This is a genomic window from Dickeya oryzae (assembly GCF_009372235.1).
Classification (GTDB): domain Bacteria; phylum Pseudomonadota; class Gammaproteobacteria; order Enterobacterales; family Enterobacteriaceae; genus Dickeya; species Dickeya oryzae.
Genome location: NZ_ML762923.1, coordinates 163,264 through 189,710, shown reverse-complemented (window position 1 = coordinate 189,710; position 26,447 = coordinate 163,264). Strand labels below are relative to the sequence as shown.

The 26,447-nt window shown below is 55.7% G+C and carries 20 protein-coding genes; 8 read left to right on the top strand and 12 right to left on the bottom strand.

Annotated features, from left to right (window positions below; translation table 11 throughout):
- Positions 1–320 precede the first annotated feature (320 nt).
- The 4 genes from FAZ14_RS09705 to FAZ14_RS09690 are packed head-to-tail and all read left to right on the top strand — an operon-like array spanning position 321 to position 3,807.
- The gene (locus FAZ14_RS09705; protein ID WP_016943530.1) at positions 321–1,448 is read left to right on the top strand and encodes an FtsX-like permease family protein; all 1,128 of its coding nucleotides are present in this window, start codon (positions 321–323) and stop codon (positions 1,446–1,448) included.
- Positions 1,449–1,457: 9 nt separating this feature from the next.
- Entirely contained in the window at positions 1,458–2,177 is a 720-nt protein-coding gene (locus FAZ14_RS09700) for an ABC transporter ATP-binding protein (RefSeq protein WP_016943529.1), read from the top strand.
- Positions 2,174–3,091 (top strand): efflux RND transporter periplasmic adaptor subunit, encoded by a 918-nt coding sequence (locus FAZ14_RS09695; RefSeq protein WP_016943528.1) that lies wholly within the window; start codon positions 2,174–2,176, stop codon positions 3,089–3,091. The genes FAZ14_RS09700 and FAZ14_RS09695 overlap by 4 nt, the downstream gene beginning before the upstream one ends.
- Positions 3,088–3,807: a 4'-phosphopantetheinyl transferase family protein gene (locus FAZ14_RS09690; protein ID WP_080578355.1), complete on the top strand. Its 720-nt coding sequence runs from the start codon at positions 3,088–3,090 to the stop codon at positions 3,805–3,807. Before FAZ14_RS09695 ends, FAZ14_RS09690 begins: the two co-directional genes overlap by 4 nt.
- A gap of 134 nt (positions 3,808–3,941) precedes the next feature.
- Here FAZ14_RS09690 and efeB read toward each other — a convergent pair whose 3' ends face one another.
- The 4 genes from efeB to FAZ14_RS09670 form a co-directional block, all read right to left on the bottom strand.
- Entirely contained in the window at positions 3,942–5,255 is a 1,314-nt protein-coding gene (gene efeB / locus FAZ14_RS09685; protein WP_016943527.1) for an iron uptake transporter deferrochelatase/peroxidase subunit, read from the bottom strand.
- An 11-nt stretch (positions 5,256–5,266) separates the two neighbouring features.
- A complete protein-coding gene (gene efeO / locus FAZ14_RS09680) occupies positions 5,267–6,388 on the bottom strand; it encodes an iron uptake system protein EfeO (protein ID WP_153508459.1) in 1,122 nt (373 codons plus the stop codon).
- Positions 6,389–6,446: 58 nt separating this feature from the next.
- Positions 6,447–7,292, bottom strand: coding sequence for an iron uptake transporter permease EfeU (efeU, locus tag FAZ14_RS09675; protein ID WP_153508458.1), 846 nt, complete (start codon positions 7,290–7,292; stop codon positions 6,447–6,449).
- Between the two features lie 267 nt (positions 7,293–7,559).
- Entirely contained in the window at positions 7,560–9,119 is a 1,560-nt protein-coding gene (locus FAZ14_RS09670) for a sensor domain-containing diguanylate cyclase (protein ID WP_016943524.1), read from the bottom strand.
- A gap of 105 nt (positions 9,120–9,224) precedes the next feature.
- On the opposite strand from FAZ14_RS09670, the gene FAZ14_RS09665 reads away from it, so the two are divergent.
- The 4 genes from FAZ14_RS09665 (at position 9,225) to FAZ14_RS09650 (ending at position 12,756) form a co-directional block, all read left to right on the top strand.
- Positions 9,225–9,479 carry a hypothetical protein gene (locus FAZ14_RS09665; protein WP_152446764.1) on the top strand — a complete coding sequence of 85 codons (255 nt, stop codon included), beginning with the start codon at positions 9,225–9,227 and terminating at the stop codon, positions 9,477–9,479.
- Between the two features lie 403 nt (positions 9,480–9,882).
- On the top strand, positions 9,883–10,875 hold the full coding sequence (gene dgcN / locus FAZ14_RS09660) for an N-acetyltransferase DgcN (protein ID WP_019846544.1): 993 nt from the start codon (positions 9,883–9,885) through the stop codon (positions 10,873–10,875).
- Positions 10,876–10,885: 10 nt separating this feature from the next.
- A complete protein-coding gene (dgcA, locus tag FAZ14_RS09655) occupies positions 10,886–11,896 on the top strand; it encodes an N-acetyl-D-Glu racemase DgcA (RefSeq protein ID WP_153508457.1) in 1,011 nt (336 codons plus the stop codon).
- Complete coding sequence (locus FAZ14_RS09650; protein ID WP_038926024.1) at positions 11,896–12,756, top strand: D-amino-acid transaminase; 861 nt, start codon at positions 11,896–11,898, stop codon at positions 12,754–12,756. Before dgcA ends, FAZ14_RS09650 begins: the two co-directional genes overlap by 1 nt.
- A 47-nt stretch (positions 12,757–12,803) precedes the next feature.
- Here FAZ14_RS09650 and FAZ14_RS09645 read toward each other — a convergent pair whose 3' ends face one another.
- From FAZ14_RS09645 to tssH, 8 genes are all read right to left on the bottom strand, one after another.
- Positions 12,804–13,757: a DKNYY domain-containing protein gene (locus FAZ14_RS09645; RefSeq protein WP_153508456.1), complete on the bottom strand. Its 954-nt coding sequence runs from the start codon at positions 13,755–13,757 to the stop codon at positions 12,804–12,806.
- Between the two features lie 43 nt (positions 13,758–13,800).
- Positions 13,801–15,171 carry a tetratricopeptide repeat protein gene (locus tag FAZ14_RS09640; RefSeq protein ID WP_153508455.1) on the bottom strand — a complete coding sequence of 457 codons (1,371 nt, stop codon included), beginning with the start codon at positions 15,169–15,171 and terminating at the stop codon, positions 13,801–13,803.
- A gap of 113 nt (positions 15,172–15,284) precedes the next feature.
- Positions 15,285–16,718, bottom strand: a complete 1,434-nt coding sequence (locus tag FAZ14_RS09635; RefSeq protein WP_153508454.1) for a VasL domain-containing protein — start codon at positions 16,716–16,718, stop codon at positions 15,285–15,287.
- A 52-nt stretch (positions 16,719–16,770) separates the two neighbouring features.
- A complete protein-coding gene (gene tssM / locus FAZ14_RS09630) occupies positions 16,771–20,268 on the bottom strand; it encodes a type VI secretion system membrane subunit TssM (RefSeq protein ID WP_153508453.1) in 3,498 nt (1,165 codons plus the stop codon).
- A gap of 25 nt (positions 20,269–20,293) precedes the next feature.
- Entirely contained in the window at positions 20,294–21,730 is a 1,437-nt protein-coding gene (tssA, locus tag FAZ14_RS09625; protein ID WP_153508473.1) for a type VI secretion system protein TssA, read from the bottom strand.
- Positions 21,731–21,741: 11 nt separating this feature from the next.
- Positions 21,742–22,305, bottom strand: coding sequence for a type VI secretion system-associated protein VasI (gene vasI, locus FAZ14_RS09620; protein WP_153508452.1), 564 nt, complete (start codon positions 22,303–22,305; stop codon positions 21,742–21,744).
- On the bottom strand, positions 22,305–23,843 hold the full coding sequence (locus FAZ14_RS09615) for a sigma-54 interaction domain-containing protein (RefSeq protein ID WP_153508451.1): 1,539 nt from the start codon (positions 23,841–23,843) through the stop codon (positions 22,305–22,307). The genes vasI and FAZ14_RS09615 overlap by 1 nt, the downstream gene beginning before the upstream one ends.
- Before the next feature lie 2 nt (positions 23,844–23,845).
- Positions 23,846–26,446 (bottom strand): type VI secretion system ATPase TssH, encoded by a 2,601-nt coding sequence (gene tssH, locus FAZ14_RS09610; protein WP_153508450.1) that lies wholly within the window; start codon positions 26,444–26,446, stop codon positions 23,846–23,848.
- Position 26,447: the final 1 nt, after the last annotated feature.

Genomic DNA, 26,447 nt, shown 5'->3' with positions numbered 1-26,447 from the left:
AATGAAGAAAATAATAGTAATGTTGTTTACTATCTTGAATAACTGAAGACGTCTTCGTTCTAGAGCAAAGGAATTATTGAAATTAAATGAATCATGAACGAAGATAACTTTCCCGTTGTCTGAGGTAAGAAAATTTGGCATATATAAAAAGCAAAATGCGAAATTTGGTTGACTAATTTTTTCCATACCCCCAAATTTGGTATTTTAGTTGTATTACCTGGTTTTAAGGAAGCTAACGTACTCATTTACTGTATGTACACACAGCCTCTTAATACATATTGTTATTTCGTAATTTTACCTACAACAGAAAGGATTCTGTGATGCTTTCTCTTGCACGATCGATTCTCATCCATGAGTGGCGCCGCTTTCTTCCTGCGGTACTGGCTGTTGCTTTTTCAGGCCTACTGGTTGTCGTGCAATTAGGGTTATTACTCGGTATGTTTGGGGCAGTCAGCGTATATATTGATCGTTCTTCTGCGGACCTCTGGGTCGGCTTCCCCGATACCCAGAGTATCGACCTCCCCCGCCCTATTTCAGAAAATGTTGAAAACTCATTGTTGATGAATCCTGAAGTCACAGAAGTCGAGCGTTTATCATGGACACTTGGCGACTGGCGGCGCCCCATTGGGGGGCGTGTTTCAGCGGTAATCATTGGTATCGACCTCAAGCCAAATGCTATGACCTTCGCAAAGTTGCTGTCACCTGAGAAAAAGCAACTACTGCAGATACCTGGTAACTTGTTGGTGGATATTAGTGATCTAAGCAAACTGGGTGTAAAAGTCGGTGATTACACGGAGCTAAATGGTAAACGGGTCCACATAGCCGGGACCGTGAGCGGTATGCGCTCAATGGGTGGAGTTAATATCATCACCTCCCTATACACCGCACGCACCCTTGATCCAGCACTATTGAGAAACAATCTCGATTATTTCCTGGTTAAGATACGTCACCCAGAAGAGGCTGAGCGGGTTCGTGACGAATTACAGCCCACAGGAGCAAACCGCCGTTTTCAAGTCTGGACTGCTCAGGAGTTTTCTGAACAATCTGTGGGTTATTGGATCTTCGAATCCGGTTCAGGCAGTGGTTTCCTATTTTCCTCCACATTGGGATTCATCGTCGGTATCGTTATCACCAGTCAAACATTAATGGCAGCTATTGTTGCTGCATTACGTGAGTACGCAACTTTACGTGCGATGGGGGTCCCTACCCGAGCCCTTCGAAAAGTGGTACTGGAACAATCATTCTGGATTGGCGTGGCTGGGTTGTTGTTAACCACACTAATTATGCTGGCATTATCAGCAGGCGCTCGAGCAATGTACGTCTCTTTTACATTGCCATTGTCTGCGCTGTTCTTACTTTACGCTCTGGTGATGACCATCACGCTACTGTCTGGGTTGATGGCATTACGGGCGTTGAATCGTGCGGAACCTTTCACTCTGTTACGTTGAGATAGCCAGATGAACGTAAAAATCACCATCAATGCCAAACAAGTCAGCCACAGTTTCACTACCGGAAAGATTGTCCAGCCGGTGGTAAAAGAGGTCGATCTTCAAATCGCTGCCGGTGAGTTAACATTAATCATTGGTCCTTCTGGCTCAGGCAAAAGTACCCTGCTTGCCATTTTGTCAGGATTATTGCGCCCTCAATCGGGGCAAGTGATCATCAATGGGCAAGATATTACTCAATACCCCGATCGTGACTTGGAAAAATTCAGGTTGCATCATTGTGGATTTGTCTTTCAAGGTTTTAACCTATTCGGTGCTCTGAATGCACTACAAAATGTCATGTTGCCACTCACCTATGGTGAAAACCTTTCACAACAGGAAGCCAAAGAGCGTGCATCCGCTACGCTGGATGCAGTAGGGCTAGAAAATCGTAAAACACTTTACCCTGCCGAGTTGTCGGGTGGGGAAAAACAACGTGTAGCAATTGCACGAGCATTGGTCAAACATGGTCAGTTCCTGTTTGCCGATGAACCCACAAGTGCACTCGACAAGCATAACGGCCAAATTGTTATCGACACACTACGCCACATCGCCCATGAGCAAGGCTCTACTGTAGTCGCTGTATCACATGACAATCGTCTGATCGAGCACGCTGACCGTGTTATTACCATAGAAGATGGTCGTATCACCCATGATTCCGGCTCTTTATTTCACGGAGTTTCACTGACATGAAAGTTATTCACCTGGCCAGTCTCGTTATGGTTCTCGCACTTAGCGCCTGCGACGCCGAAAATTCCCCTCCCCCGGCTACGCAATCAGCGCCTTGGATTGCTGTTGCTAAGGGTTACATCAGTATTGAAGGGGGCATGGTTAGTATTGACGCGCCAAGAGCGGGGATCATCAAGCAAATTTTGGCAGAGGAAGGCGACGAAGTTAAAAAAGGACAGTTACTAGCACAAATCGATGACAATGAGGCCAGATTATCACTCGAACAGGCAATTGCCTCTCAGGATGAAGCCACCCAAGACGTATCTACCAGTAAAACCAAACTGGATATTGCTGAACGCGAGTATCGCAGGGTTTTGCCACTTAGCACTCAGGTCATTTCTGACCAGTCAAAGCAAAATCTGAAAGATCAAACAGCCCTTGCCCGCGAAGAACTGGCCTCTAAAAAAGCAACACTGGAAACAGCCAAAGCTAAAGTGGCTTCTGCTCAACTGGAAGTAGAAAAGTTCAAGGTTTTGGCGCCGGAAAACGGTAAGATCGTAAGACGATATGCTAAACCTGGTGAAGGTTCTTCGACGCTCAACGTGACCAGGCTGTTCACCCTAGCTCCCGACGCGCCACGCATTGTACGCGCAGAGATAGAAGATATCTTTGTTGACAAAGTCCACCCTGGTCAACTCGCTGAAGTTATTTTGGAAAATAACGAGCAGAAAACATATCAGGCCAAAGTGCTGCGACTAAGTGAAGTGTTTGGCCCCAGCGTACAAAATGCCAGCGACCCAACGGCGAAGCAGGATACGCGAGTCATTGAGTGCGTACTATCGCTGGATGCGCCAAAGATCAAACTTGGCCAACGAGTCATGGTCAAAATCTACCCTCAGGGCATAGTCCCGCCAGTAAATACAGCTAAAGCACAATGACATCCATTTTTACCATGTTGCCGCAATCACTGCGGCAACATATTTATTTCGCTCGCCAGCCAATAGAAGTGAGTGATGCGGCTCAAATGAGGCTACTCAATAGTGGATTAACACTACCCACATCACTTGCTCGTGCCGTTTTGAAGCGCAGGGTAGAATTTTTGTCTGGCCGGGCTTGTGCACGTGAAGCCCTAAGACTGGCGGGATTAACAATAACAGATTCACTACCCATTTCTCCCCACCGCCATCCCGTCTGGCCAGATAATATCGTAGGCTCTATCAGCCACAGCAGACAAATCGCTTTTGCTGCCGTAGCCCATCGACAAGCGTTACATAGTATAGGAATAGATATAGAAGCCCGCATGACAACAAGCACCCTGGAAAGTGTCCGCTCACTGATAGCCACACCACAGGAACTGCATCTGATACAAAAAGCGACGCCCAACGAAACACTGGCAATAACCGTACTGTTCTCCGCTAAAGAAAGTCTTTTTAAAGCATTATTCGCTGACGTACAGCGTATTTTCGACTTTTCATGTGCACAACTGACAAAATGGCAGCATGCACAACAGTATCTTCAGTTCACACTGACTCAATCTCTTAGTCCAGGAAACCCGCAAGGAAAAACTATCCGCTGTTACTACCAGCATATCGATGATCACGTCCTGACACTATGTATGGAAACACAACCTAGCATCTGCCAGTCTGAGAGATGAATAACACGCGCAAGCTCCTACACCATTTATTTATATAGCCTCTGCAACACAACGATTCCCTGACATTTACTCAAATAAACCAGGATCAGCGCCAGAAACGACTCGCAGGACGAGGCTTATATGGTAAAGATCAGCTATGCGCTCAGTAAGCCGCTCGCCAGCCAGTCATCCGTGCTTTTTATCCCCGGCAACACGAAGAAATAGCCACCGCCGATCGGTTTGATGTATTCCTCCAGCGGCTCACCATTAAGCCGTTTTTGCACGGTCAGGAAACCTTTTTCCAAATCAGCCTGATAGCACACGAATAACAGCCCCATATCCAGCTGGCCGGAATTGGATACCCCCAGCGAGTAGCTGTAGCCACGGCGCAACATCAGGTTGGCGCGGGTCTCCGGCGTGCGCGGGTTAGCCAGACGAATGTGCGCATCCAGCGGGATCACTTTCCCCTCCGGGTCACGGCTGTAATCCGGCTCATCATGTTCATTCACCATACCCAGCGGCGCACCGCTGTGCTTGTCGCGCCCGAAAATGGTTTGCTGCTCCTGCAACGGCGTACGGTCCCAGAATTCAACATGAAAACGGATGATACGCGCTGCCTGATAGCTGCCGCCTGTCGCCCATGCCGGCTCGCCAGATGCCGCATCGACCCACACAATCTGGTTCATCAAGGCGTCATCCCCGGTGTTGGGGTTGGCAGTACCGTCTTTGAAACCCAGCAGGTTAACCGGCGTTTCGTTGCCTTTGCTGCGCGCGGCATGTGCGGAGATAAATCCTTCGCGCTTCCAACGCACGCTGAGCAGGTCCGGCGTTTGTTTGATGATGTCACGCAGCGCGTGCAGCACCGTTTCGTTGGTGTTGGCACAGATTTGCAACAACAGATCACCATGACACAGGCTGGCGTCCAGCGAATCGTTGGGAAAACGGGTCATGCGTTGCAGCTTCAGCGGCTTGAGTGCCTGCAAACCAAAACGCTCGTCAAACAGTGACCCACCGACCGACACGGTGATGGTGAGGTTATCCGGGTAGATATCGGGCCCCATGATGCCGGAATCCAGCGGTGGCAAGCGCGGGTCGACATCCGGCACTTTGCCCCCTTGCGTCAAAAACGCAATACGCTGGGTCAGCAACCGAAACAACCGAACCAAATCGGCTTTGTGGGTCGCCAGTACATCAAACGCTACCAGCATCATCGCCGCCTGTTGTGGCGTGACGACACCCGCCTGATGTTCACCCAGAAACGGCTGCTTTTCCCAGCGATCATCCTGCATTGCCTGCGGTTTATCTTCCGCCTGCGCCAGCGTATCCGCACCGAGCGCCAGCGCCCCCCCCATCATCCCCAGCCCTTGCAATAAGCGGCGGCGTGACGGTGAAGCCAGGTCAGGATGAGCCGGACACGCGGAGGGATGAGAAGACTTCGGCCCGCCTTGCGGGCCCGTGGTATGACTCATGATTTCTCGCCTCAATCCAGCCCAAGCACGCCGCGCAACTGTGCCAAATCTTCCGCTAGCGTCGTGACAGGCCCTTTCAACGCGGTGCGATCGGCATCACTCAGCTTCTCGTAAGACTTAAACCCGTCTTTGGTTTTGTATTTCGCCAGTACGCGATCAACGGTTTTGAAATTGGCGTCAACTTTGCCAAGTAACGTCGGATTGGCCTTCTCCAGCAACGGACGCAGCAGGTTAACAATCTTCTGCGCGCCATCAACGTTGGCCTGGAAGTCCCACAAGTCGGTACGACTATAACGATCTTCCTCACCGCTGATCTTGGTTGCCGCCACTTCTTCAATCAGGCCTGCGGCACCACCTACCACTTTATTCGGCGGGAAGGTCAGGCTGGCGATACGTTTTTGCAATTCCTGGGTATCGGCGTTGAGTTGGTCGGCGTAATGCTCCATCCCTTTGGTGGAGTGATCAGCGAACAGCGCTTTCTCCAGGCGGTGGAAACCGGTGAATTTCGGGTCGTCAGCTTTCTTCTCGTAGTCGTCTTCGCGGGCGTCAATACTCCCATCCAGATCGGAGAACAGCTCGGCAATCGGCTCAATACGCTCGTAGTGCTGACGGGTTGGTGCATACAGTTTGCGCGCCTCATCCAGCTTACCGGCCTTGATGGCGGCCGTGAACAGTTTGGTCTGCTGAACCAACGCGTCCACTTCTTTGGTCACATACACCTTGTATTCGGCGATAGGCCCGACCAGGTCCAGTACGTTGGTTTTGGCCGTAGCCGCCTCGGCGCTGGCGGTAACCACCAGCTTACCTTTCGGGTTGCTGAGCAGCCCGCAGGTCATGTCATACTCACCTGGCTCCAGATTCGCGGTCATCTTTTGGGTAAAGCCCGGCGCGATGTTCTCACGTTCTTCCACCACCATCACCCCTTTGAGGATTTCCCACTCCAGGTTTTTTTGGCTGGCGTTGGTGACGACAAACTGTGTTTTACCTGCGGCGACCGTCACCTGCATCGGCTCGCACTGCTTGTCATTGACGGTTATCTTAACCTGCGCAATATCCGCAGCCAGCACACCAAACGCAGGCATAACCAGCAGAGCGGCGCACAGCGCCGTACGACGAAAAACAGGTGTAGACATAGACGTATCCCTTTTTGCATTCATTGTTTATGGTGATAGTTTCTTGAAATTACAATCGTCATTGATGATGTTTACGTGCCGTTGCCATCGCATTCGGCGCCATGCGCTGGGGCAGGAAAAAGCACACCAGCGCCGGGATCAGGTACAGGAAATAGACCACCACTTCACTGACCGTCGGTGTTTCCTGATAACCGAACAGGCCTTCTAACAGGGTGCCAAACAGGGTGTGGGTCGACAGCGTGGCGCTGAAATCAAACGCAATCTGCTGGAATTGATTCCACAACCCGGCTTCGTGAAAGGCGCGGATCGCCCCGGCAGCCAGACCGGCGGCAACAAACAAAATGAACAGGCTGCTCCATTTGAAGAAGCGGGCCAGATGCAGTTTCACCCCGCCCCAGTAGATCATCACGCCGACGGCAATGGCGCACACAAGCCCAAGCACCGCGCCGATCGGCGCGTAAATACCGACATCCTGCTGGAAAGCGGCCAGCAAGAAGAACACCGACTCCAGGCCTTCGCGCGCGACGGCGAAGAACACCATCGCCACCAGCGCCCACCCTTGACGCTTGCTGGCATTGAGTGCCTGATCGATAGCGCCCTCCAGATGAACGCGCACCGAGCGAGAGACTTTGCGCATCCAAAACACCATGTAAGTGAGGATGACCACCGCGACCACCGCCACGATCCCTTCAAACAGCTCCTGCTGTTTTTGCGGAAACTCACCAGTAGTAGCGTTGATAAAGACCCCGAGTGCCAGACATAACGCCAGCGCCAGTACCACCCCCGCCCAGACGGCTCCCAGCCACTGTTCGCGCTGGGTACGCTTCAGGTAGCTGGTAATCAGGCTGACGATCAGTGCGGCCTCAAGACCTTCACGGAACATGATCAGTAACGGCACAAACATGGACGGATACTCCTTAAGGCAGCCTGCACATACCGGCAGCCACACGCAAGTGATGCGAATCAGACAAAGAATGATAATAGTTCTTATTAACACAGAAAGGGAAGGAGGGGATAACTCAATTTTTTCTAATCAAATATTTCAATGCGGTCAGTGATACGGGTCAGAGACAATTCCGTGTCGCGACCAGCCAATAGCAGATAAATTACCTATCAATCATATTGTTATATAAAAATAACGATACTCATATCTGGCAATAACTCACCGGCATTATAGTCTTACACACTGGTCGCGGCCTTTTTTCTTCGCCAGATATAACGCCTGATCAGCCCCCTCTTTCAGGCGCTGAATATCGCAGGGGTTATCGTTGGAATGTGAATAGACGCCTACGCTTACCGTCACCACCTGTTCAGGCAGTAGCGACGCCTCATGCGGCAGTGCGCAGCGGCGTATATTCTCCACCACTTTCTCACCGTATACCGCAGCCTGTTCACCATTCATCCCAGGCAAAATAATCGCGAACTCCTCACCGCCATAGCGGGCCGCCAGGGCGTTGTCCGGCAATGGCAGGCTGTTCAATACGCTGCCCAGTTGGTTCAGGCAACGATCGCCTAAAACATGGCCATAGGTATCGTTGTAACGCTTGAAGAAATCCACATCCAGCATAATCAATGACAACGGCCCACCTTCATCACGAGCACGGTTCAACGATTGCTCCAGGTAGAGATCGAAACGCCGACGGTTAGCCAGCTTGGTGAGTGGGTCGATCAGGGCCAGTTTTTGCAATATCTTATTCTTGTCAGTTTCCTCCTGATGCAGACGACTAATTGCATCCTTGTTTTTTACTGTCTGCCGAACCTGCCTGAGCACAAAGTTCCCCAGGAAAAGCATAGTGAGTAACACCATGAGATTAATCACTATCGCCGGTACATTCTCCTTCAGCCAGCGCGCCTGCAATGCCTCCCGCTCAAAGCTTGCCGCCACCACCAGCGGATAACGCTCCAGCTTGACATAGCCGACAATACGCACCTTGTTATCCAACGTGGTGCGCCAGATACCCGTGCCGCTACCCTGCTCCAGCCGGGATTTTTCAAACAGACCACCGTCAGAGAAGTTACTGTTAATGTATTGTTCCCGGTTAGGGTAGAGGTAGATGGCATGCCCATCAGCATTCATCAATGACAGCACGCCGTTATAATCCAAAATGAAATAACTGTAGAAATTACCAAAGTAATTATGATCGATAGAGGCAATTAAAACGCCCTTGAATTCACCGTTCGGCCCATTGATTCGTTTCGCCACCGGAATAATACGTTTGCCAGTCAGCGCACTGGTGGTCACCTTATCAATGTACAACGACGCAGTGTCATTATTCTTTAGCCAGGAAAAATACGCCCGTCGGCTGGCATTATAGATATACAGCGGCCCTTTACCGGAAGATGAAATCAGTGTCCCATTTTGGTCAAAGAGGTAGAACCCGACTAATTGTGGCAATACCGAACGGTGAGCGTCGAGCACGCTTTTAACGCGCGAGGAATCCAGCATGCCGGTTTGTGATAATTCCCGCAGCATGTCATCCATAGCCACTTCAATGGGGACAAAGGTATCCTGCGCCTGACGAGACATCGCCACGGATAAATTGGCGACCGTTTTCTCTGCATGCATCAACAGACGGTGATGCGAGTTCCAGAAATTCCAGGCGCTGCTGGTAACAAAAATCAGGCTACAGACCACCAGAAACACCACGGTAGCCATGCCGGGAGAAGCGCGAAAAGGCAATGTGCGAAGGAAACGCAGAACACAGAACTGGAAATGATTATTATTTGACATAGGCGTTCTCAATGGGGCAACAACTTATCTATACCCGTCGTACTTTCTATACTCGCCATACTTCAACTCGTCATGCTAGCCGATACTTCAGGTGGCGTCCCGTTAGTGTCACCGCTTGCACCACCACCCTTTCAGAGGCGGAAACACAAGGCGGCCATCACATCAGCTCTCGTCATCCTGCATCAGGATTTATTTTCTGTCCGCGATGCAGTGCTGAACCATCTCGGTGCAGTCCATTCACCCGATATCATCGTCAGCACTCACACCTGCACGCTATCCGTGCCTTTTATTAACCCAACAATGATAGCTGTTTTAGATTATTTTAACATTTCAAGAAAAAGGACAGATGTTTTTTTCTGATAATGTGCAGCGGCACTAAAATAATGCAATCAACGCACTGAAATAATCAAATTAAATGCTCACGACATCTCGTTTTATAAAAACCTGTCAAACATTTCATTTTTAACACCGGGCAGATTTTTACATTACATAAAAAAGAAATGAAGCCACAAAGACCAAATAAAAAACCAACAATCCAGAATATAATTCTTATTTTTAGCCATCATTGACAATATAAGACTGTTTGATAACATCAAACAACAGCACATGGATCCTATGCCGCCTTCTTATTCTTTTAAATAAAAGACGCGAGTGCTCATTATTTTTTATGGTTTTAATTATCCACACCAAAAATAATTTGAGTTGATGAATACAGCGCATTGCGTTGGTTCCTTTTGTTTTTATTCTCATGATGGAGTTGGCGATGACGATCAAAAAACCGTATTTATTGTTTCTGGGTGATGCCCATGACCAGCTGGCCGCTAAAGTGGCGATAGGTATTAAGCAATGGCATCCGGAATACTGCGTCGGTCAGTATCGCATGTCAGGATGTCAGGCAGATTGCGGCCTGCCTGATATGACACTCGACGAGGCATGGGCAGCAGGCGCGCGCACGCTGGTGATCGGCGTAGCAAACCGCGGCGGTATCATTTCTGATGCCTGGGTAGCCATACTGCGTCAGGCGCTGGAGTACGGCATGGACCTGGCGGCCGGTCTGCACAATAAACTGGCGGATGTAGCGGAACTCAGCGAACTGGCCACCCGGCTCGGGCGCTCACTGTTTGATGTGCGCCATCCGACCCAGCATTTCCCGGTAGCCAGTGGCCGTAAACGCAGTGGCAAACGCTTGTTACCCGTCGGCACCGACTGCTCCTGCGGAAAAATGTACACCGCGCTGGCCATTGAACAGGCGCTGCTGGCTCGCGGCGCTCATGCCACCTTTCGTGCCACCGGCCAGACCGGCATTCTGATTTCCGGCGCGGGTGTGAGTATTGACGCTGTGGTGTCTGACTTCATCGCCGGTGCGGTGGAAACCCTCGCCCCCGATAACGATGCTGATCACTGGGATATTATCGAAGGTCAGGGATCGCTATTTCATCCCTCTTTCGCCGGGGTTACCACCGGGATTATCCATGGTGCGCAGCCCGATGCGCTGGTGCTGTGCCACGAACCAACCCGTACCCATATGCGAGGGGTGGACTATCCGCTGCCGGACCTGCAAGCCTGTATTGACCTCAATCTGGCGATGGCGCGGTTGACCAACCCACACGCCCGCTTCGTTGGGGTTTCTATCAACAGTGCGCAGTTAAGCGAAGCGGACGCGCTGGCTTATATGGCGAAACTGGAACAACAACTGGGATTGCCGGTGGTTGACCCCTTCCGTCAGGGCGTGGGCCGCATCGTCGACCAACTGTAAGGACCGCACGATGGCAGAGTTAATCGTCGCTCATGAGCGGTGGGCGTTGAAAGAAACCTTCACCGTTTCACGGGGCAGTAAAACCCACGCTGATGTCATCAAAGTCACAGTCCGTGACGGGCATCTTGAAGGGCACGGCGAAAGCGTCCCTTACGCCCGGTACGATGAAAATGTCAGTGGTGTGGCAGCACAGCTTACCGCGCTACAAGACAAGGTTCGGCAAGGGCTTGACCGACAAACGTTGCAGACACTGCTGCCGCCGGGTGCGGCACGTAACGCGCTGGACTGCGCATTGTGGGATCTCGACAGCCAGCGACAGGCAATACCGGTCTGGCAACTGGCCGGGTTACCGCGCCCGGAGCCTGTTGTCAGTGCCTTCACCTTGTCGTTGGATGCCCCGGAACGGATGGCGCAGGCCGCAAAACGTCACGCACACCGCCCACTGCTGAAACTGAAACTGGCGGATGAACACGATATCGAGCGCGTCGCGGCGGTACGCCAGTGGGCACCGCAGGCACAGATCATCGTCGATGCGAATGAAGGCTGGACCGCCGATCTGTATTTGAAACTGGTACCCGAACTACAACGTCTTGGGGTGAGCTTGATTGAACAGCCACTGCCCGCCCACGACGATGAAGTGTTGGCTACGCTGCCACGCCCTATTGCACTGTGTGCCGACGAATCCTGCCATGACCGCCGGACGCTACCGGGGCTGGCGACACGCTACGATATGGTCAACATCAAGCTGGATAAAACCGGTGGATTGACCGAAGCGCTGTTGCTGCGTCAGGCGGCACAAGCGCAGGGTCTGAAAATCATGGTGGGATGCATGGTCAGTACGTCGCTGTCGATGGCACCCGCTTCGCTGGTGGCGCAGGGTGCGCATATTGTCGATCTTGACGGGCCGTTGCTGCTGGCAGAAGACCGGGTCGGCGGGCTGGAATGGCGCGGCAGCCAACTGTATTTATCTGAAGAAGGGCTGTGGGGCCACCCTCGCCCTTGCTTAACGGGAGCGGTGTAATGTCACGTACTGTTTATGTTAACGGGCACTATCTGCCTGAGGAACACGCGACGGTTTCGATGTTCGATCGTGGTTTTCTGTTTGCTGATGCGGTGTATGAGGTCACAGCGGTGGTTAACGGTCGGTTGGCGGAATTCGACGGCCACATGGCGCGACTGGAACGCTCCTGTCGTGAGCTGAACCTGCATCTGCCCGTCAGCCAGGCCGCGCTGCGGGAGATTCATCTGCAGCTTATCGAACAAAACCGGCTGGAAGAAGGCGGTATCTACCTGCAACTCACGCGGGGCAGTACCGGTGATCGTGATTTCGCATTTCCCACTGATGCTGCGCCGACACTGGTGTTGTTTACCCAGTCACGCCCGGTGATTCATCACCCGTGTGCGGAAAAAGGTATTCGCGTCATCACCTGCCCGGACCTGCGCTGGCACCGGCGCGACATCAAAACCGTCAGCCTACTGATGGCTTGCATGGCGAAAGAGTGGGCGCACGCAAAGGGTGCCGATGACGCCTGGCTGGTGGAAAACGGCATGGTGACCGAAGGCAGCTCCAGTAACTGCTATATCGTCGATACTCACAACCACCTGATCACCCGACCGCTGAGTAACGACATCCTGCACGGCATCACCCGTAAGGCGTTACTGCAACTTGCCGCTGAGCAAGGTTTGACGGTAGAAGAACGGGCGTTTAGCCCGCAGGAAGCACGGGCCGCCAAAGAAGCGTTTATCAGTTCCGCCACCACCTTTGTCTGGCCGGTGGTGGAGATAGACGGCGTGACCATCGGGGACGGTCGCCCCGGCCCACTGGCACAGCAGTTGCGGGACATCTACATCGCCATGATCCGCAAGCAGACCGCCGGGTAACATCGCCATCATCCGCTCAATCATCAATGAGCGGATGATGACGTCTCTCATGACCTAGACGTCACACTATTCTTTTTTTGACACTGCGGAAGATTGTTAACCTTGACGGAATCGCACTGCCAACGGGTCTTTCCATCAGTAATCGTATAACCATCGATATCCGGCTTAATATTCACTTCACGCGGGTTTAGTCCAGACAGTTGCATCGGCTCGACGTCCAAAAACCAAACATGCTCACCGTCGGTCGCCAATTTTTCATTATTCGGCAGCATACGAATCTCCGCCACTTTCACCCCGGCCGGAAGCCCCTGATACAACCGTCCGAAGATATAGAAACCGTTTTTGTCCAGCGCAGCGTTGAACGACAGGCAACGGAAACTGGCGGCATCAGCGTCAGTTTGCAGTTCGCCACGGTAGTACTGTTTACCGTCAATGGTAGCCCAGCCAAAACAGTTGCCCGCGATCGGTGCCGACTTTTGATAGGGAACAACGCTGGTTTCATTCTCCACAAAATAGTAGTTCTGCTTGTCGAATGCCTGATTCATGGCCAACGTGCGAAAACTGGCCACATCCACCCCGTTAAGGATTTCGCCGTCCGGTAGCCAGATATGATTACGATCGCGGAAAAACGGAAAATCCAGCGCCTGAAAACTGTCGACGTCAATGTCCTGTTTCATACGCTCGCAACTGACATAGGTGCCGACATTGGTGTTCAAAAACCGGTCACCAAGCAGTCTGGCGCTATCCGGCTTAAAACCCTCCGGTAGAGATTGCTGGTTGCAGTAGTAGTGCTTGCCGGAAACCGCCAACACCATGCGTTCTTCCTTGAGCAGAACTCGAAAGTCGCTCGGTTTGGCGTCCTTCAATACCTGCGGGTCCGCATAGGTCGATGCCCGATACACCACCTTACCCTGTTCAACCTGATAGGGTGACTTCACTTCCGCCTGAACTGATAACGCTGCCATACCCAGCAACAGAGCGAGATATCTGTTCCGTTCCATACGCTTTCCTTTTGTTTTACTCTCGGTAGTTTTATCCAGTGAATCACTGTGCATCCGTTTCCTTACCCGCCGACCAGTGCATCGCCAGTTTCTGGGCAGCCTTAATCTCATCTGGCTGCATGGTCGCTTCCAGGTCATTACGGGCAGCGAGCGCCTCCGCCATGCCTTCGGTCGCCGCCAGCGAATACCACGCGTAGGCGTGGATACGATTACGTGACGCACCCAGCCCATCCTGGCGCATCATGCCCATACGATACTGTGCCATGCGGTTGCCGTCATGCGCCGCGAAGCGATATTGCTTCATCGCTTCCACATAATCCGCTTTACCGCCCTGACCCAGTCGCAATATCTCACCATAAGCCAGCCGCGACTCGGTATCACCGGTCGCCGCCGCGTTGGCAAATACCTCACGAGCCCGCTCCAGTTCACCGCGTTTAAGCAACCCGTTGCCCAGCTCTCGCGACGCCGGGACATACCCCGCCGCCGACGCCAGCACCAGATAGTATTCCCGTTTGGTGGCGTCTGATTGCATCTGACTCAGCGTGTAATCCGCCTCTCCATTGCCCTTGCCAGAGGCGCGATCCAGCCAGTAGTGCGCCTGTTTGTCGTTCTTCACCAGCCCTTTATTGCCGTCACGGTAAGCCTGTGCCAGCCACAACTGTGCATCGGCTTCGCCGTTAGCCGCTGCTTTCTGGTACCAGTCGAGCGCGTCTTTCCCCTCGGCATGTTTTGCCATCCACAACTGGGCCTGCGGTTGCCCCCGATCTGCCGCCCGGAAATACCAGCGCTCGGCCAGATCGGTACGCTTCGCGACACCTTTGCCTTGTTCATAGCGCTGGGCAAGCTGGTACTGCGCGTCCCGATCGCCCAAATCCGCCGCCTTCTCTATCCATCCGGTCGCTTCTTTTTCCGCACCGGGATGCGCCGTATACCACTGTGCGACCACCAGTTGTGCCGGGGCATACTGGTTATCCGCCGCACGTTCAAAGGCATCCAGACAGGCGGCAACCAGTTTACCCTGATGCTGTGCCTGACAATCGGTACCCAGCCGGTAACCCGCCTCGCCACTCCCCAGCCGCGAGGCTTTCTGCCACCACTGACGCGCCAGCGGCGTATTTTTCGGCTCACCCAATCCGGCCTGATACCAGTCACCCACCTGTAATGCCGCTGCGGCGCGGGTGTCTTTGCTGGCAGCGGAGACATCCGTCAAGGCGGCGGCTTTTTGCATCCACTGCATCGCTTCAACGTAATGCGAGCGGGAAGCGAGTTGCTTCGCCAGCCGATACTGCGCTTCACCGTTGCCGCGCTCCGCCGACTGGCGTAAATCCGCGTCGGACAGCGACGACACCGGTGCCTGACAGGCGGCCAGCAAACTACAGGACAGCGCCGCCACTAATCGTATTTTTCTCATCATGTTACCGTCATTACCCTGGTGATATCCGGCGGGCGGCCGACGATGCCGCCCGGCGCCAGTTTTTACTTCACGACTGTCTTTATCTCGCGACTGTCTTTATCCCGAGACAGTCTTTACCTGCCGCTCTCGCCTTGCTGTAAACGGTACAGCCGAATGGTGAAAGCACGCAGTTCGTCTTCCATACCGCGTAATTCCGCCGGGGTCAGCGACTGACGGGCGGCTTTGCGCGCCTCCAGCGTCCGCAGGCGAATGCCAAAAGGCACGTCGGAGGACAAATCTTTTTGAATATCATAAAGTTGTGATTTCAGGTACGAAATGGTGACCGTCCGGCGCTGTTTTTCCAAATCCAGCAACTGTTGCAGGGTATCGCCCACTTCGGCACGTGCCAGCTCGTAACCGCTGACACGCGGCGGCTTGTCACCTTGCTGACGATCAAGGGCTATCTGCCACTGCCGGTCCATTTCTTTCACCGCCAGCGAATCGGGATACAGTTGTTGCATCACGCCTTTAAGCCCCTCGCCATACTGGTAGAGGTAGAACGACGAGGCGTTTTTCACCTGTTCCAGTTGCGCCTGATAGCGGTTGATCAGCTCCCCTTCCATGCTTTGCAGCTTCTGCTCGCCCAGCACGATGCGTACCCGACGAATGTCGTTGTGATCCGGCGCGGCAGGCAGTGTGTACGCCGGTTGCTGTAACAGCGCCAGCGCCTCGGCTTTCTGATTCTGCCAGTACTGCCAGCCGGTGATGGCCGCTACCGGCAGGGCACAGCTCAGCACACCGCAGGCAAACCAGAACCAGCCCGGTTTCGGCTTATGGTGAGTTTCAATTTTCAATACGGTAGGTTTCATCCGCCCTTTCTCCCGCCCGACCAGAATACTGCCCGACGGCAGCGCCGGCTGGGCTGCTGCCGCCTCAGACGCCATACCGCCCGGCTCCATATCAGACTGGAAGAACACCATCGGCGGGATCTGCATATCCTGCTGTTTCTTCAGTGTCTGATCGTCAGACACAATCACAATCTCGGTTTCATCGAACAGATGGGTATACCCTTCGATAAAATGCAGCAGGTTTTCCACCCGCGGAATACGGCTCAGGCCCGAGTTATGCAGCTTTTCGCTCATCAGTTGCAAGGCGCGCTCGCAGCGATACACCAGCCGCTTATGTTCGTGGCTGATGGCGTACTGGCGGATCACCTCGCTGATGCGGGCGATAAACCAGTCCAGCACTTCGATACGCGCCCGCTCCTGATGCACCGGCGGCCAGAAATTCTCCCACTGGGTCACGATCAGGTTGGCGAGAAACTCGCACCCTTCGGTAAAACCGTTCAACCCGGCCAGACGCGAGCGCGCCAGGGTGAAATAGATAGCGGTTTGCAGGTCGACACCCTGCTTTTCAAAAATCGCGGTCGCCATGTCGTGCACCCGCATCCAGTCCACTTCCGGGCGGGATGCATGGCTTAGCTTGTTGATTTCCGCGCGTAACGCCTCGTACTCAGGCAGCATCCGTGGATCACGGCCCACTTTCAGGGCCTGTTGTGCATCTTGCATATCACGTCATCCGGCTACGGGCGAGCAGGCCGATGCCCACTCGCCCTCTGGGTTAATAGAGAGAATCAGGCAGCTTGAACTGGCTAAACAGGCCACCGGCAAACGGGTTATGGCTGGCATCGGTATACACCCGATAGGTCATGCCACCTTGTTCCAGCGAGAAGCGCACGTCGAACGTATTGTCGTTGACCTGGGTTAGCTGGCCGTTGGTCAACAGGCGGAACATCGCCCACGGTCCGGTGAAGCTCAGGCTACGTGGCGAACGTTCGCGGTCATCCGGCACCAGCGTCAGCTTACTTTCAGCGCCGTCACGCATGCTATTCGGCCACACCAACGGCGTTTTGGTCCGGCGTCCATGGCTGTATTCCAGCAACTGTCCGTCAAGGTTCAATACACTGCGACGCTTGTTAGCGGTCAGTTCCACCGGCTCCACCACAAAGTGGATTTCCAGGCTGCCTTGTGCGTTAAACAGCGTCTGGCGGATACGGGTCGCGCGATCAAGCTGTTTCACCAAATCGGTTTGCATTGCCGACGCGCCTTCCCCTTCCCGCATCCCGCCTTCCATGATGGATTTGAGGTTGGTCTGGTAGAAGTTATCCAGCGTGCCGCCAGCCGCGAAGAAGCGTTCCATCTCGGAGAGCGGAACATCCTTGTCAGACGATGGGTTGAACGGGTAGCGATCCGCCAGTTTTTCATTAAACGGCGTCACCACCTTGTCCAGCCATTCCTGATTCAGTGACGACATGGCAAGACCGGTCACCAGACTGGCGCTTTCTCCCGCCAGTTGGCCGACCCATCGATCCAGCGGCGACGGCAGGCTGCGGGCATACTGCTGCAACGCAAACACCGGGTCAGCGAACTTGTTACCCTGACGTGCCTGCACCGCTTTCAGTGCTGCCTGCCCCGGATCCGTCGCATTCACAATCTGATCGAGATAGTGGTAGAGATCGGTCAGCTTCTGATTGACCTCCTGCACCAGCGGCCCCTGTTCACCCCGCCCGCTCAGCGCGGCGTTAATCGTCATGAACGGACGACCAATACGGGTATTGATGCCTTGCGCGGTGTCGTTCTCGTCATCCGCCAGCTTGCGGATACGGGTGTTATCACTCACCGTGGTCAGCACCCGCTGGAACGGCTGATCATTACCGGTAATGTCAGTCAGGATGTTCAACGCCTGCTCCGGGCTTTCCAACGGCTGCACATCGATATTCGCCAGCGCTTTTTGCCACTGGTTGATGTAGTCGGTGATGTAGCGGTCATTCACCTGCCGCAGAATTTCCTTACGGTCTGCCTCGCTCAGGTGAGCACGCTCACGCTGCCCCAATACCCAGGCATCCAGCGCGGTCAGGTCCAGCAGTGTCTTATCCTGCTTGAGGTAAAAATCGCTGAAACCGGGATAGGTCAACAAGCGGGGTACGGTGCCTGCCTTGTCATTACGCAAACTAAATACCGAGTCAAACGTCGGCCCGACCTCATCGCGGAGCGCCAAATCCGGCGGCAGCACCTGCGTGGCCTTCATCACCAGACTCTGGTAGACACGCTGGTACATCGGCAGCTTGCTCAGCTCACGCTGGGCACTGGCGATCGGGTCGACAAACGGTGCAAACGTCGAGATGGCCACCGTATCCTTTTGCTCGCGGGACTGGTGCCAGTCGGTATGATCCAAGGCGTAATCCAGATGCTGCATCAGCTGTTCCTGCACCTTGCCCTGACCGGGGAACGCCTTTTGCCAGCGCAGTGCCATAAACTGTTCCACCAGCGTTTTGTTACGCCCGGAGGCGTCGTCCAGCATCCGCATTACCCGCAAAATAGTGAGCTTTTGTTCACTACCCGCCGGTGCCTGATTCAGGTCTTCCAGCAGCCCTTGCATCACCGCGGGCAAGAAGCGCTGGTTAAGCATTTGCAGGTACGAACCTTCCACGTAGGGGCCAATTTTATCGCCCTGATACAGGCCAAGATCCGCCAGCATCGGCGTGCGCTCGTGGTAGTTACCGAACGACAAGGTCGCGTCGCGGATCAAATTCAAACGCGGCAACTGCTGGTAACCGTATCCCGCCTGCCCTTCCAGCTCGTTGGTACCGATGAACGCCTGCGCTTTGGTCAGCACGTTACGACCGGCCTCTTCGTTGACCCGGTAGAAATGGTGCCAGCTACCAATCATCGCCAGCCCAAACAGCACCATGCAGGTCACCCCAATGCTCATGCGGCGACGACGATAGAGGCTGTGCAGCCGGTTTTCCCCTGCCAGACTGGCCTCCGGGAAAATCACCTCCGGGAACAGTTTCTGTACGAAGAAGGTATTGGATTCACCGCGCATCGCCGCATTAATCGGCTCCGGTAATTGGTAACGGCGGGAAGCGGACTGAGCGAAGGCGTCAAACGGCACCCCCTGCTGATACACCGAACTGGCGTAAACGCCGCGTACCAAAAATGCACGGTCGTCGCCGGTCGACAGTGTTTCGTTCAACACGTCCGTCACGTAATCCTTCAGCCCGGCCAACTGACGCACGAAGGTAAACAGCGTATTGCGTACACCGCGGTCCGACTGCGTCAGCAGCATTTCCGGCAGGTTATTGTTAAGGCTGTTGATCCACTCATCCCAAAAGCGTTCCAGTTCCTCCAGCCAGCCTTTGCCATGACTGGCCTGTGGTGTAAAGGTTACCCCCAACACCGCCTGACGTGCCTCCCGGTTCAGCGACCGGTACACCACGTCAAAACCACGCAACATGTCCAGACGGGTCAGCGCCACATACAGCGGCAGGCGGGTATTGATGTTGACCGCTATCTCCTGCAAGCGGGCGCGCATCACCTGCGCATAGGCCTTGCGCTCCGACACGCTGGCCTGCGACAGCCAGGAGAGATCGATAGTCAGCACCAGCCCGTTGAGCGGCTGGCGACGGCGGTTGAGGCTCAGCCATTGCAGCAAATGCTGCCACAGACGCGCGTGACGCCCGGCCGATGGATCTGCGCCGACTTCCGGTTGCGCCAGCAAGTGACCGCTCGGATCCCAGATAACCGCCGATTCACCGACCCAACTGTTCACCTGCTGGCCGCCAGCGACTTCACGCAACTCCGCATCCAGCTTCGGGTTGAGCTTATTGGCCGGGTTAGCACGATGGATCAGGCTGCTTTTACCGCTGCCGGACAAACCAATCGCCAGATACCAGGGCATGGCGTACAGCGCCTTTTTGCCGAGCTGGGTTTGAAACGCCTGTAGCCAACGGTCCAGAAAGGTTTGCTGGCTATCAACGTATACCTGCAAGGGGTCTTGCCCGATAGTCTGCTGTTCGCGGCGTTCCGCACGCAGTTGCTGTACCCGACGCCAGACACGCCAGGCGCTGTAGGCAAACCCCAGCCACAGCCAGACCAGCGTGAACACCACGCGACCCCACACGCTTTGCAGTGGGCGCATCTCGCCGAGGAGCAGACGCGGCCCCAGCCACCAGGCCAGCACTAACGCGACTACCCATACCACCACCCCCAACAGCAGCCAGGACGGTTTCAGTTTCGGCAGTTGTTGCCGCAGAAAGGTAATGATTATTTTCAACATAAGTGACCATTCAACTCCGAATGTCTTATTTCCTGCGGGACGCGCTCAGCCGCTCCAGTCGGCTGACCATTCCCGGTTCCCACTGCATCAGGCCCAATCGCTCGCTTTCCTGCCACAGGTGCTGATAATGCTGTGCCGCCAGTGCTTTCATGCCTTCTTCCGCCAGTAAATCTGCCAATACCAGCTCGGCCAAAAAACGCTCACGCGGTTCTTTCAAACGTCGAATACGTTCATCCAGTAGCGACAGCGCGGCACTCAGCCCTTGCTCGGCGCAGCACGCTGCCGCCTCTGCCGCCAGGTCATCCTGTCGCTGAATGCCACCGCCACCACGCCCTGGCTGTGCGGATTGCAGCCACTGGACGCATTTGGCCGACAGAAACGGCGACCCATCGCTAAACGACAGTTCGCGCAATTCCGGCAGCCGGGTGAGAAACGCCGACAGTTCATCGGCGATGGCGCTGGCGACAGCGCCATGCCCCAGCCGGGTCGCTACCGTCGCTGACAGCATGTGGCCGTCAAACCAGTACGGTGCCAGCGTCAGGCTCTGTTCAATCTTGTTCCACAGCGCCAGATCTGCCTGTCCAAGCGCGCTGTGGTATTCATCCACCCGGTCAGGCGATACCGGCGCTAACTGGGTTTTGTTACCCCGCGCCGCCATCGGTGGGGTGGTAATACCCGCCCAGATAGCATTGCGGCGCAGGCGATACCCCACCGGCGCTTCCGGCTGGCGTTCTACCAGCAACGCCGCCACGGTAAGTTGCGTCTGCTTCCAGCTACGATCGTCCGAACTGTTGATATCGACCGTCGCCGCCACACTGGCTGTACTGCTGTGACCACTGTTCCCGGTACCCCCCTCCGCGCTGGTTGCACCTTGCGCGCCCGACGTCGGTGCCGCCGCCGCTTGGTTGGCTTTTTCCTGCGCCTGATGGCGTTGCCGGGCACGCTGAAGCGCCGCCACCAGTTCATCGGTGAGGTCCGCGTTGCTGGCCGCAAGCCCACGCCAGCGCGAGGCCAGCTGTTCCGCCAGCTGATGCAACTGGCCTAATTCCGCCCCCGAGGCCTGCTCCGTCATACGGGGCAGCACGCCTTCAAAACGGCGGATGATTTGCACCATCAGCTTCTGTTTTTGTGCCGGACTGGCCGGAAACGCCACCGTCCAGTAAGCCTCCAGCCAGCTATCGAGCAACATGATGGCGGTGGCGAATGGCGTCGCCTTGGCCGGGTGTTGCAGACAACGCAGTAGTTGCACCAGCACCCGCATGTCTTTGGTTCGGCTCTCCAGCAACGTCAGGCATTGACCCGCCACCGCGTTAAGGTCCACCTGGCTGTGCGCCAGCGATCCCAACTTGACCAGCTCGGTTTCTACCTGCTCCCACAGCGGGTCATCCGCCGCTACCGCTGCGCGCAGCGCCTCATCAGGCAATGACGTCAGTAATCGTTTACACCAGGGGTGTGCATGCATACTCATCGTCCCTACCAGCGACACTGCTGGCGCAGCGGTGTCAAGGCGTCACCCAACCCGGTGAGGTCGATACGCAACATCTGGTTTTGTTCGCCGTTGAGCACCAGTTCCTGATGGCCGACCCAACGCTTGAGCGCGTCGATAGCGGGCAGACCACGGCCAAATTCCAGCAAGGTGCCACGATTACGCACGAACCAGTTATCCGGTGCGCTGGCTCCATCCAACTGAGAGGTCACGTTGTCACCTGACCACGGCTGGCTCAGCGTCAGCCGCAGGTGGGTAATGCTGCTGGCGCAACTGATAACCAGCGTGTTGCCATCCGCCAGCGTGCGCGTCAGAGTGATATCGCCATTGGCCGCCTCGCGGTTAAGACGAAACGCATTTTCCCCCGTACCGCCATGACTCATCGCGGACGACGGGTCGTTTGCACGCGCGCTCTCGCGTCCCAGCGCGTCATAACAGGCCAGACGCACCTGCGGCGACGTCTCATTACGGCACTGTTCCCACGGCGATTGCCACGCAGGGTCGGGCGAGCCGACTGCCGCCATCAGCAACGGCACCATCGTCAGCATCATCAATTGACCTCCAGTTTCTGGCACTTGTGATCCAGGGTTCGTTTAGGAATATTCAGGCTTTCCGCTACCAGCAGGCGGTTACCCTGAAACTGGCGCAGACGCGCGGCAATCACCGCCGCCTCGTACTGTTGGGTGGCGATACGCAGGTCCTGAATATGGTGGAACGCGTCGCTGTCGGCGGCAGCGCTACCGCATACCCGCTGGTGTAATTCAGGCGGCAACGACTCCAGGCGGATCGGCTCACCTTCCGGCGTATGGGCGCATGCCACTTCCAGCAGGTTGCGTAACTCGCGCACATTACCGGGGAAGTCATACCCCAGGAGTTGCTTAAGAAAGGTGCGATGCAGCGGCCCCAACGCTTTTTGCTGTTGTTGGGCGAACTGCCCGATAAAGTGCTCGCACAACAGGCTGATGTCGTCCGGTCGATCGCGCAGCGGTGCCACCTGCACCAGACACTGGCACAGCCGGTGATAGAGATCCTGACGGAACTGCCCTTCCACGACCCGCTGCTCCAGCGGTTGATGCGTGGCGGCGATCAGCCGAAAATCGGAGTGACTCTCCTGCCCGGCACCCAGCGGGCGGAAGCTGTGTGTTTCCAGCACCCGCAACAGTTTGGCCTGCATCAACGCTGGCATGTCGCCCACTTCATCCAAAAACAGCGTGCCACCGTTGGCCTGTGCCACCAGCCCAACTTTGTTGCTCTGTGCGCCGGAAAACGCCCCTTTCTCATAGCCGAACAGCTCGCTTTCAATCAGGTTTTCTGGAATAGCGGCACAGTTGATGGCGATAAATGGCCGCTCGGCGCGGTCGGAGCACTGGTGCAACAGCCGGGCCACCACTTCTTTGCCCACCCCGGTTTCGCCGTGAATCAACACCGCCAGACGATGAGCGGCCGCCTGACAAATCTGTTGATGTAACTGCCGCACCGCGACGGACTGCCCAATCAACGCGTCTGCCACCCGTTTTTCCCGTTCCTGTCGCAGTGCGCCTTCGTCTTTCATCTGGCGTAACGAATCACGCAATGCAGTCTGTTCACGCTGGCTGCGCCCCAGATCGCGGATCAGCGCCAGTTGGCTGCAAAATATCTGCGCCAGTTGCACGTAGTCATCACGTTGCCCCAGCGCCTGTAACCGCTCCGGCGTATCCAACAACGCCAGTACCGCCAGTGCACGGCCATCCTCGGCCAGCAACGGCATGGCATGCAAGCCACAGGCGGTGCCTGCATCTGCCAGTAACTGGCGAAACCCTTCGTGTTCAACACGGGCACCGCCGTACAGCGATGCCCAACTGCGAACCTGATTCTTAAGCAGCACATAGGCCAGCGGATGGCTGAAATCATCCACCCCGAGCGACAGCGACAATGGCGTGCGATGCACCCAGCCGTTACAAACCAACTGACGCCCGCTAACGTCCACCATTCCCAGCAACACCCCTTGCGGCTGCCATGCCGAGCGCAGCGTGCCGAGCAGCCAGTCACACAGACCGGCTTCATCCCGGTGGCGGGTTAGCGAGAACGCCAGAGAGAGGGCCGCTTGCATGCTCAGCCCTCCACCTCAGACCGGAACTGACCGTCTTCCACCCGGAAATGAATACGGCTGACCGGCTGACCGGCTGACAGACGTTGCAGCAACTGCAACGACACCGGCGGCAGCAGCGCACCGTCGATCACCGACTCCAGCATGCGCGCCCCGTTCTCGCTGCGGTTTGCCAGACGCAGAATTTCTTCCGGCACGGCGTCGTCGATGACTACTTCGGCACCAAAGCGCTGTTGCAGCAACGTCACCAGACGGGACAGCTTGCCCTGTACAATCTCAACCAGTGTGTCGTGGTCCAGCGGCAGGTAAGGGATCACTTCCATGCGCGCCAGCAACGCCGGTTTGAAGAACGCCGCCAGTTCCGGGTAGAGCGCATCCAGCAGCTCGCTTTGCCGATCTGCAAAATTAACAATCGTCTGGAACCCGAGGTTGGAGGTCAGGAAGAACACCACATTGCGACAGTCGATCAATCGCCCTTCGCCATCGGCCAGTTCGCCTTTATCAAACGCCTGATAGAACAGATTGAGGACATCCGGGTGGGCTTTCTCCACTTCATCCAGCAGCACCACCGAATAGGGTTTCTGGCGAATCGCTTCGGTCAGCACCCCGCCTTCGCCAAAGCCGACATACCCCGGCGGCGAGCCGATCAGGCGAGAAACCGTGTGCTTCTCCTGGTACTCGGACATGTTGATGGTGGTGAGGTAATGACGACCACCGAACATCAGATCGGCAATCTGCACCACGGTTTCGGTTTTACCGACCCCGCTCGGCCCCACCAGCAAAAAGGCCCCCAGCGGTCGGCCGGGACGGCGCAGGTCGGCACGGGCGGTCAGCAGGTGCTTGTGCAACTGGGCGATAGCCAGTTGCTGCCCTTTGATGCTGTCGCCAAGGTAATCCGGCAGGCGGGTGACCACGTCCAGCTCGCCCTGAGAAATGCGGTTTAGCGGCACACCGGTCCACTCGGCGATCACCGAGGCAATCTGGGTTTTATCCACATGCGGTGACACCAGCACTGACGGCTGTTGCAGTTCAGCCAGCGCCCGCTCGTTATCGGCCAGCTCCACCGCCGCGGCGGCGGCATCAAAATCCTCCGGCGGCGCATCATTGAGCAGCGCGGTACGCAGGGCGACAATCTGCTGCACCAGCGTTTTTTGGTGTTGCCAGTCGGCTTCCAGTTGCGCCAGTGTCGCGGCGTCGGTTTCACGAGCCTCACGCAGCGTGACCAGCCGCTCCTCTGTATCCCCCAGGCCAATGCGGCCCTGACGTTCCAACTGGGCGATTTCCAGCGCCTGTTGGTGCAGGCGGGTCTGCAACTGGCTGACCGCGCGCGGTGGTGTGGTCAGATTGATGGCGACACGCGCACAGGCGGTGTCCAGCACGTCGATAGCTTTATCCGGCAACTGACGCCCGGAGATATAGCGCGCAGACAAATTGGCCGCCGCCTGCAAGGCTTCTTCGTCAATCAACACGCCGTGTGACTGTTCGTAAATGCTGCGCAGCCCACGCAGGATCACCGTGGCTTGTTCGACGTTCGGCTCCCCCACCTTCACCAGTTGGAAGCGGCGTGACAGCGCGGCGTCTTTTTCCACGTATTTCTTGTACTCGCTCCAGGTGGTCGCCGCGATGGTACGCAACTCCCCCCGAGCCAGCGCCGGTTTCAGCAGGTTGGACACATCCAGCCCCCCGGCCTGATTACCGGCACCAATCAGTGTGTGCGCCTCGTCAATAAACAGGACAATCGGCTTTGGTGCCTCTTTGACTTCCTGCATCACCCCTTTAAAGCGCTTCTCGAACTCGCCTTTCACCGACGCACCGGCCTGCATGGCACCCAAATCCAGCGTCAGCAATTCCACATCCCGCAGCCGTTCCGGCACCAGACCCGCGACGATACGCAGTGCCAGCCCTTCAATCAGTGCGCTTTTCCCTACCCCGGCCTCACCGACCACGATCGGGTTATTTTTACGACGGCGCGAGAGGATATCGATCATCAGGTCGATTTCGTGATCACGGCACAATACCGGGTCCAGCTTGCCCTGACGGGCCGATTCGGTGACATTCTGGGTATAACGGGAAAGCTGGGTGGTCGCGGCGGCGGCCTGCTCCGGTGCGATGCCCGTGGCGGTCACCACCTCGGTTTCCGCCGAGTCTTTCACCCACTCGTCAAACTGCTGGCGCAGCAGTTCACGGTTGATTTGCGCTAGCTGGCGGGTTACCGCAGCGGACAGATAACGCGTCGGCGTCATCAGCAGCACCAGCAGCAGTACGCCACTGCGCAGGCGGGCGTGTTGAAGCTCGGCCGAAGCCAGCAACCAGCTGTCTTGTAACCACTCCACCAGCAGCGGTGAAAACGACGGGTAGCCTGACTCAAAGCCTTTATCCGCCGCATTGGGTTGCAGCAATGCCGCCAGTTCGTCGGCCTCTACCCCAGCGCGTTTGAGGATCTGGCGTACATCGCACAACGGTGTTTCCAGCATTTTCAGCAACAGGTGCTCAATGCGGATCTCCGCGCCCTGATGCTGAATACACAGCGCGGCCGCTTCTTCCATCATGTGGCGGCACAGCGGGTTGAGTCGCTCAACCAGGATCGGCAGTTCGATTCGAATCACG

Excerpts from the sequence above, each read along its gene's own strand:
- vasI (WP_153508452.1), bottom strand. The coding sequence starts at position 22,305 with ATGATGCTGACGATGGTGCCGTTGCTGATGGCGGCAGTCGGCTCGCCC.
- FAZ14_RS09690 (WP_080578355.1), top strand. The coding sequence starts at position 3,088 with ATGACATCCATTTTTACCATGTTGCCGCAATCACTGCGGCAACATATT.
- FAZ14_RS09615 (WP_153508451.1), bottom strand. The coding sequence starts at position 23,843 with ATGCAAGCGGCCCTCTCTCTGGCGTTCTCGCTAACCCGCCACCGGGAT.
- efeU (WP_153508458.1), bottom strand. The coding sequence starts at position 7,292 with ATGTTTGTGCCGTTACTGATCATGTTCCGTGAAGGTCTTGAGGCCGCA.
- FAZ14_RS09670 (WP_016943524.1), bottom strand. The coding sequence starts at position 9,119 with ATGTCAAATAATAATCATTTCCAGTTCTGTGTTCTGCGTTTCCTTCGC.
- efeB (WP_016943527.1), bottom strand. The coding sequence starts at position 5,255 with ATGAGTCATACCACGGGCCCGCAAGGCGGGCCGAAGTCTTCTCATCCC.
- FAZ14_RS09645 (WP_153508456.1), bottom strand. The coding sequence starts at position 13,757 with ATGGAACGGAACAGATATCTCGCTCTGTTGCTGGGTATGGCAGCGTTA.
- FAZ14_RS09695 (WP_016943528.1), top strand. The coding sequence starts at position 2,174 with ATGAAAGTTATTCACCTGGCCAGTCTCGTTATGGTTCTCGCACTTAGC.
- dgcA (WP_153508457.1), top strand. The coding sequence starts at position 10,886 with ATGGCAGAGTTAATCGTCGCTCATGAGCGGTGGGCGTTGAAAGAAACC.
- tssA (WP_153508473.1), bottom strand. The coding sequence starts at position 21,730 with ATGCATGCACACCCCTGGTGTAAACGATTACTGACGTCATTGCCTGAT.
- dgcN (WP_019846544.1), top strand. The coding sequence starts at position 9,883 with ATGACGATCAAAAAACCGTATTTATTGTTTCTGGGTGATGCCCATGAC.
- FAZ14_RS09635 (WP_153508454.1), bottom strand. The coding sequence starts at position 16,718 with ATGCAAGATGCACAACAGGCCCTGAAAGTGGGCCGTGATCCACGGATG.
- efeO (WP_153508459.1), bottom strand. The coding sequence starts at position 6,388 with ATGTCTACACCTGTTTTTCGTCGTACGGCGCTGTGCGCCGCTCTGCTG.
- FAZ14_RS09640 (WP_153508455.1), bottom strand. The coding sequence starts at position 15,171 with ATGATGAGAAAAATACGATTAGTGGCGGCGCTGTCCTGTAGTTTGCTG.
- FAZ14_RS09705 (WP_016943530.1), top strand. The coding sequence starts at position 321 with ATGCTTTCTCTTGCACGATCGATTCTCATCCATGAGTGGCGCCGCTTT.
- FAZ14_RS09650 (WP_038926024.1), top strand. The coding sequence starts at position 11,896 with ATGTCACGTACTGTTTATGTTAACGGGCACTATCTGCCTGAGGAACAC.
- FAZ14_RS09700 (WP_016943529.1), top strand. The coding sequence starts at position 1,458 with ATGAACGTAAAAATCACCATCAATGCCAAACAAGTCAGCCACAGTTTC.
- tssM (WP_153508453.1), bottom strand. The coding sequence starts at position 20,268 with ATGTTGAAAATAATCATTACCTTTCTGCGGCAACAACTGCCGAAACTG.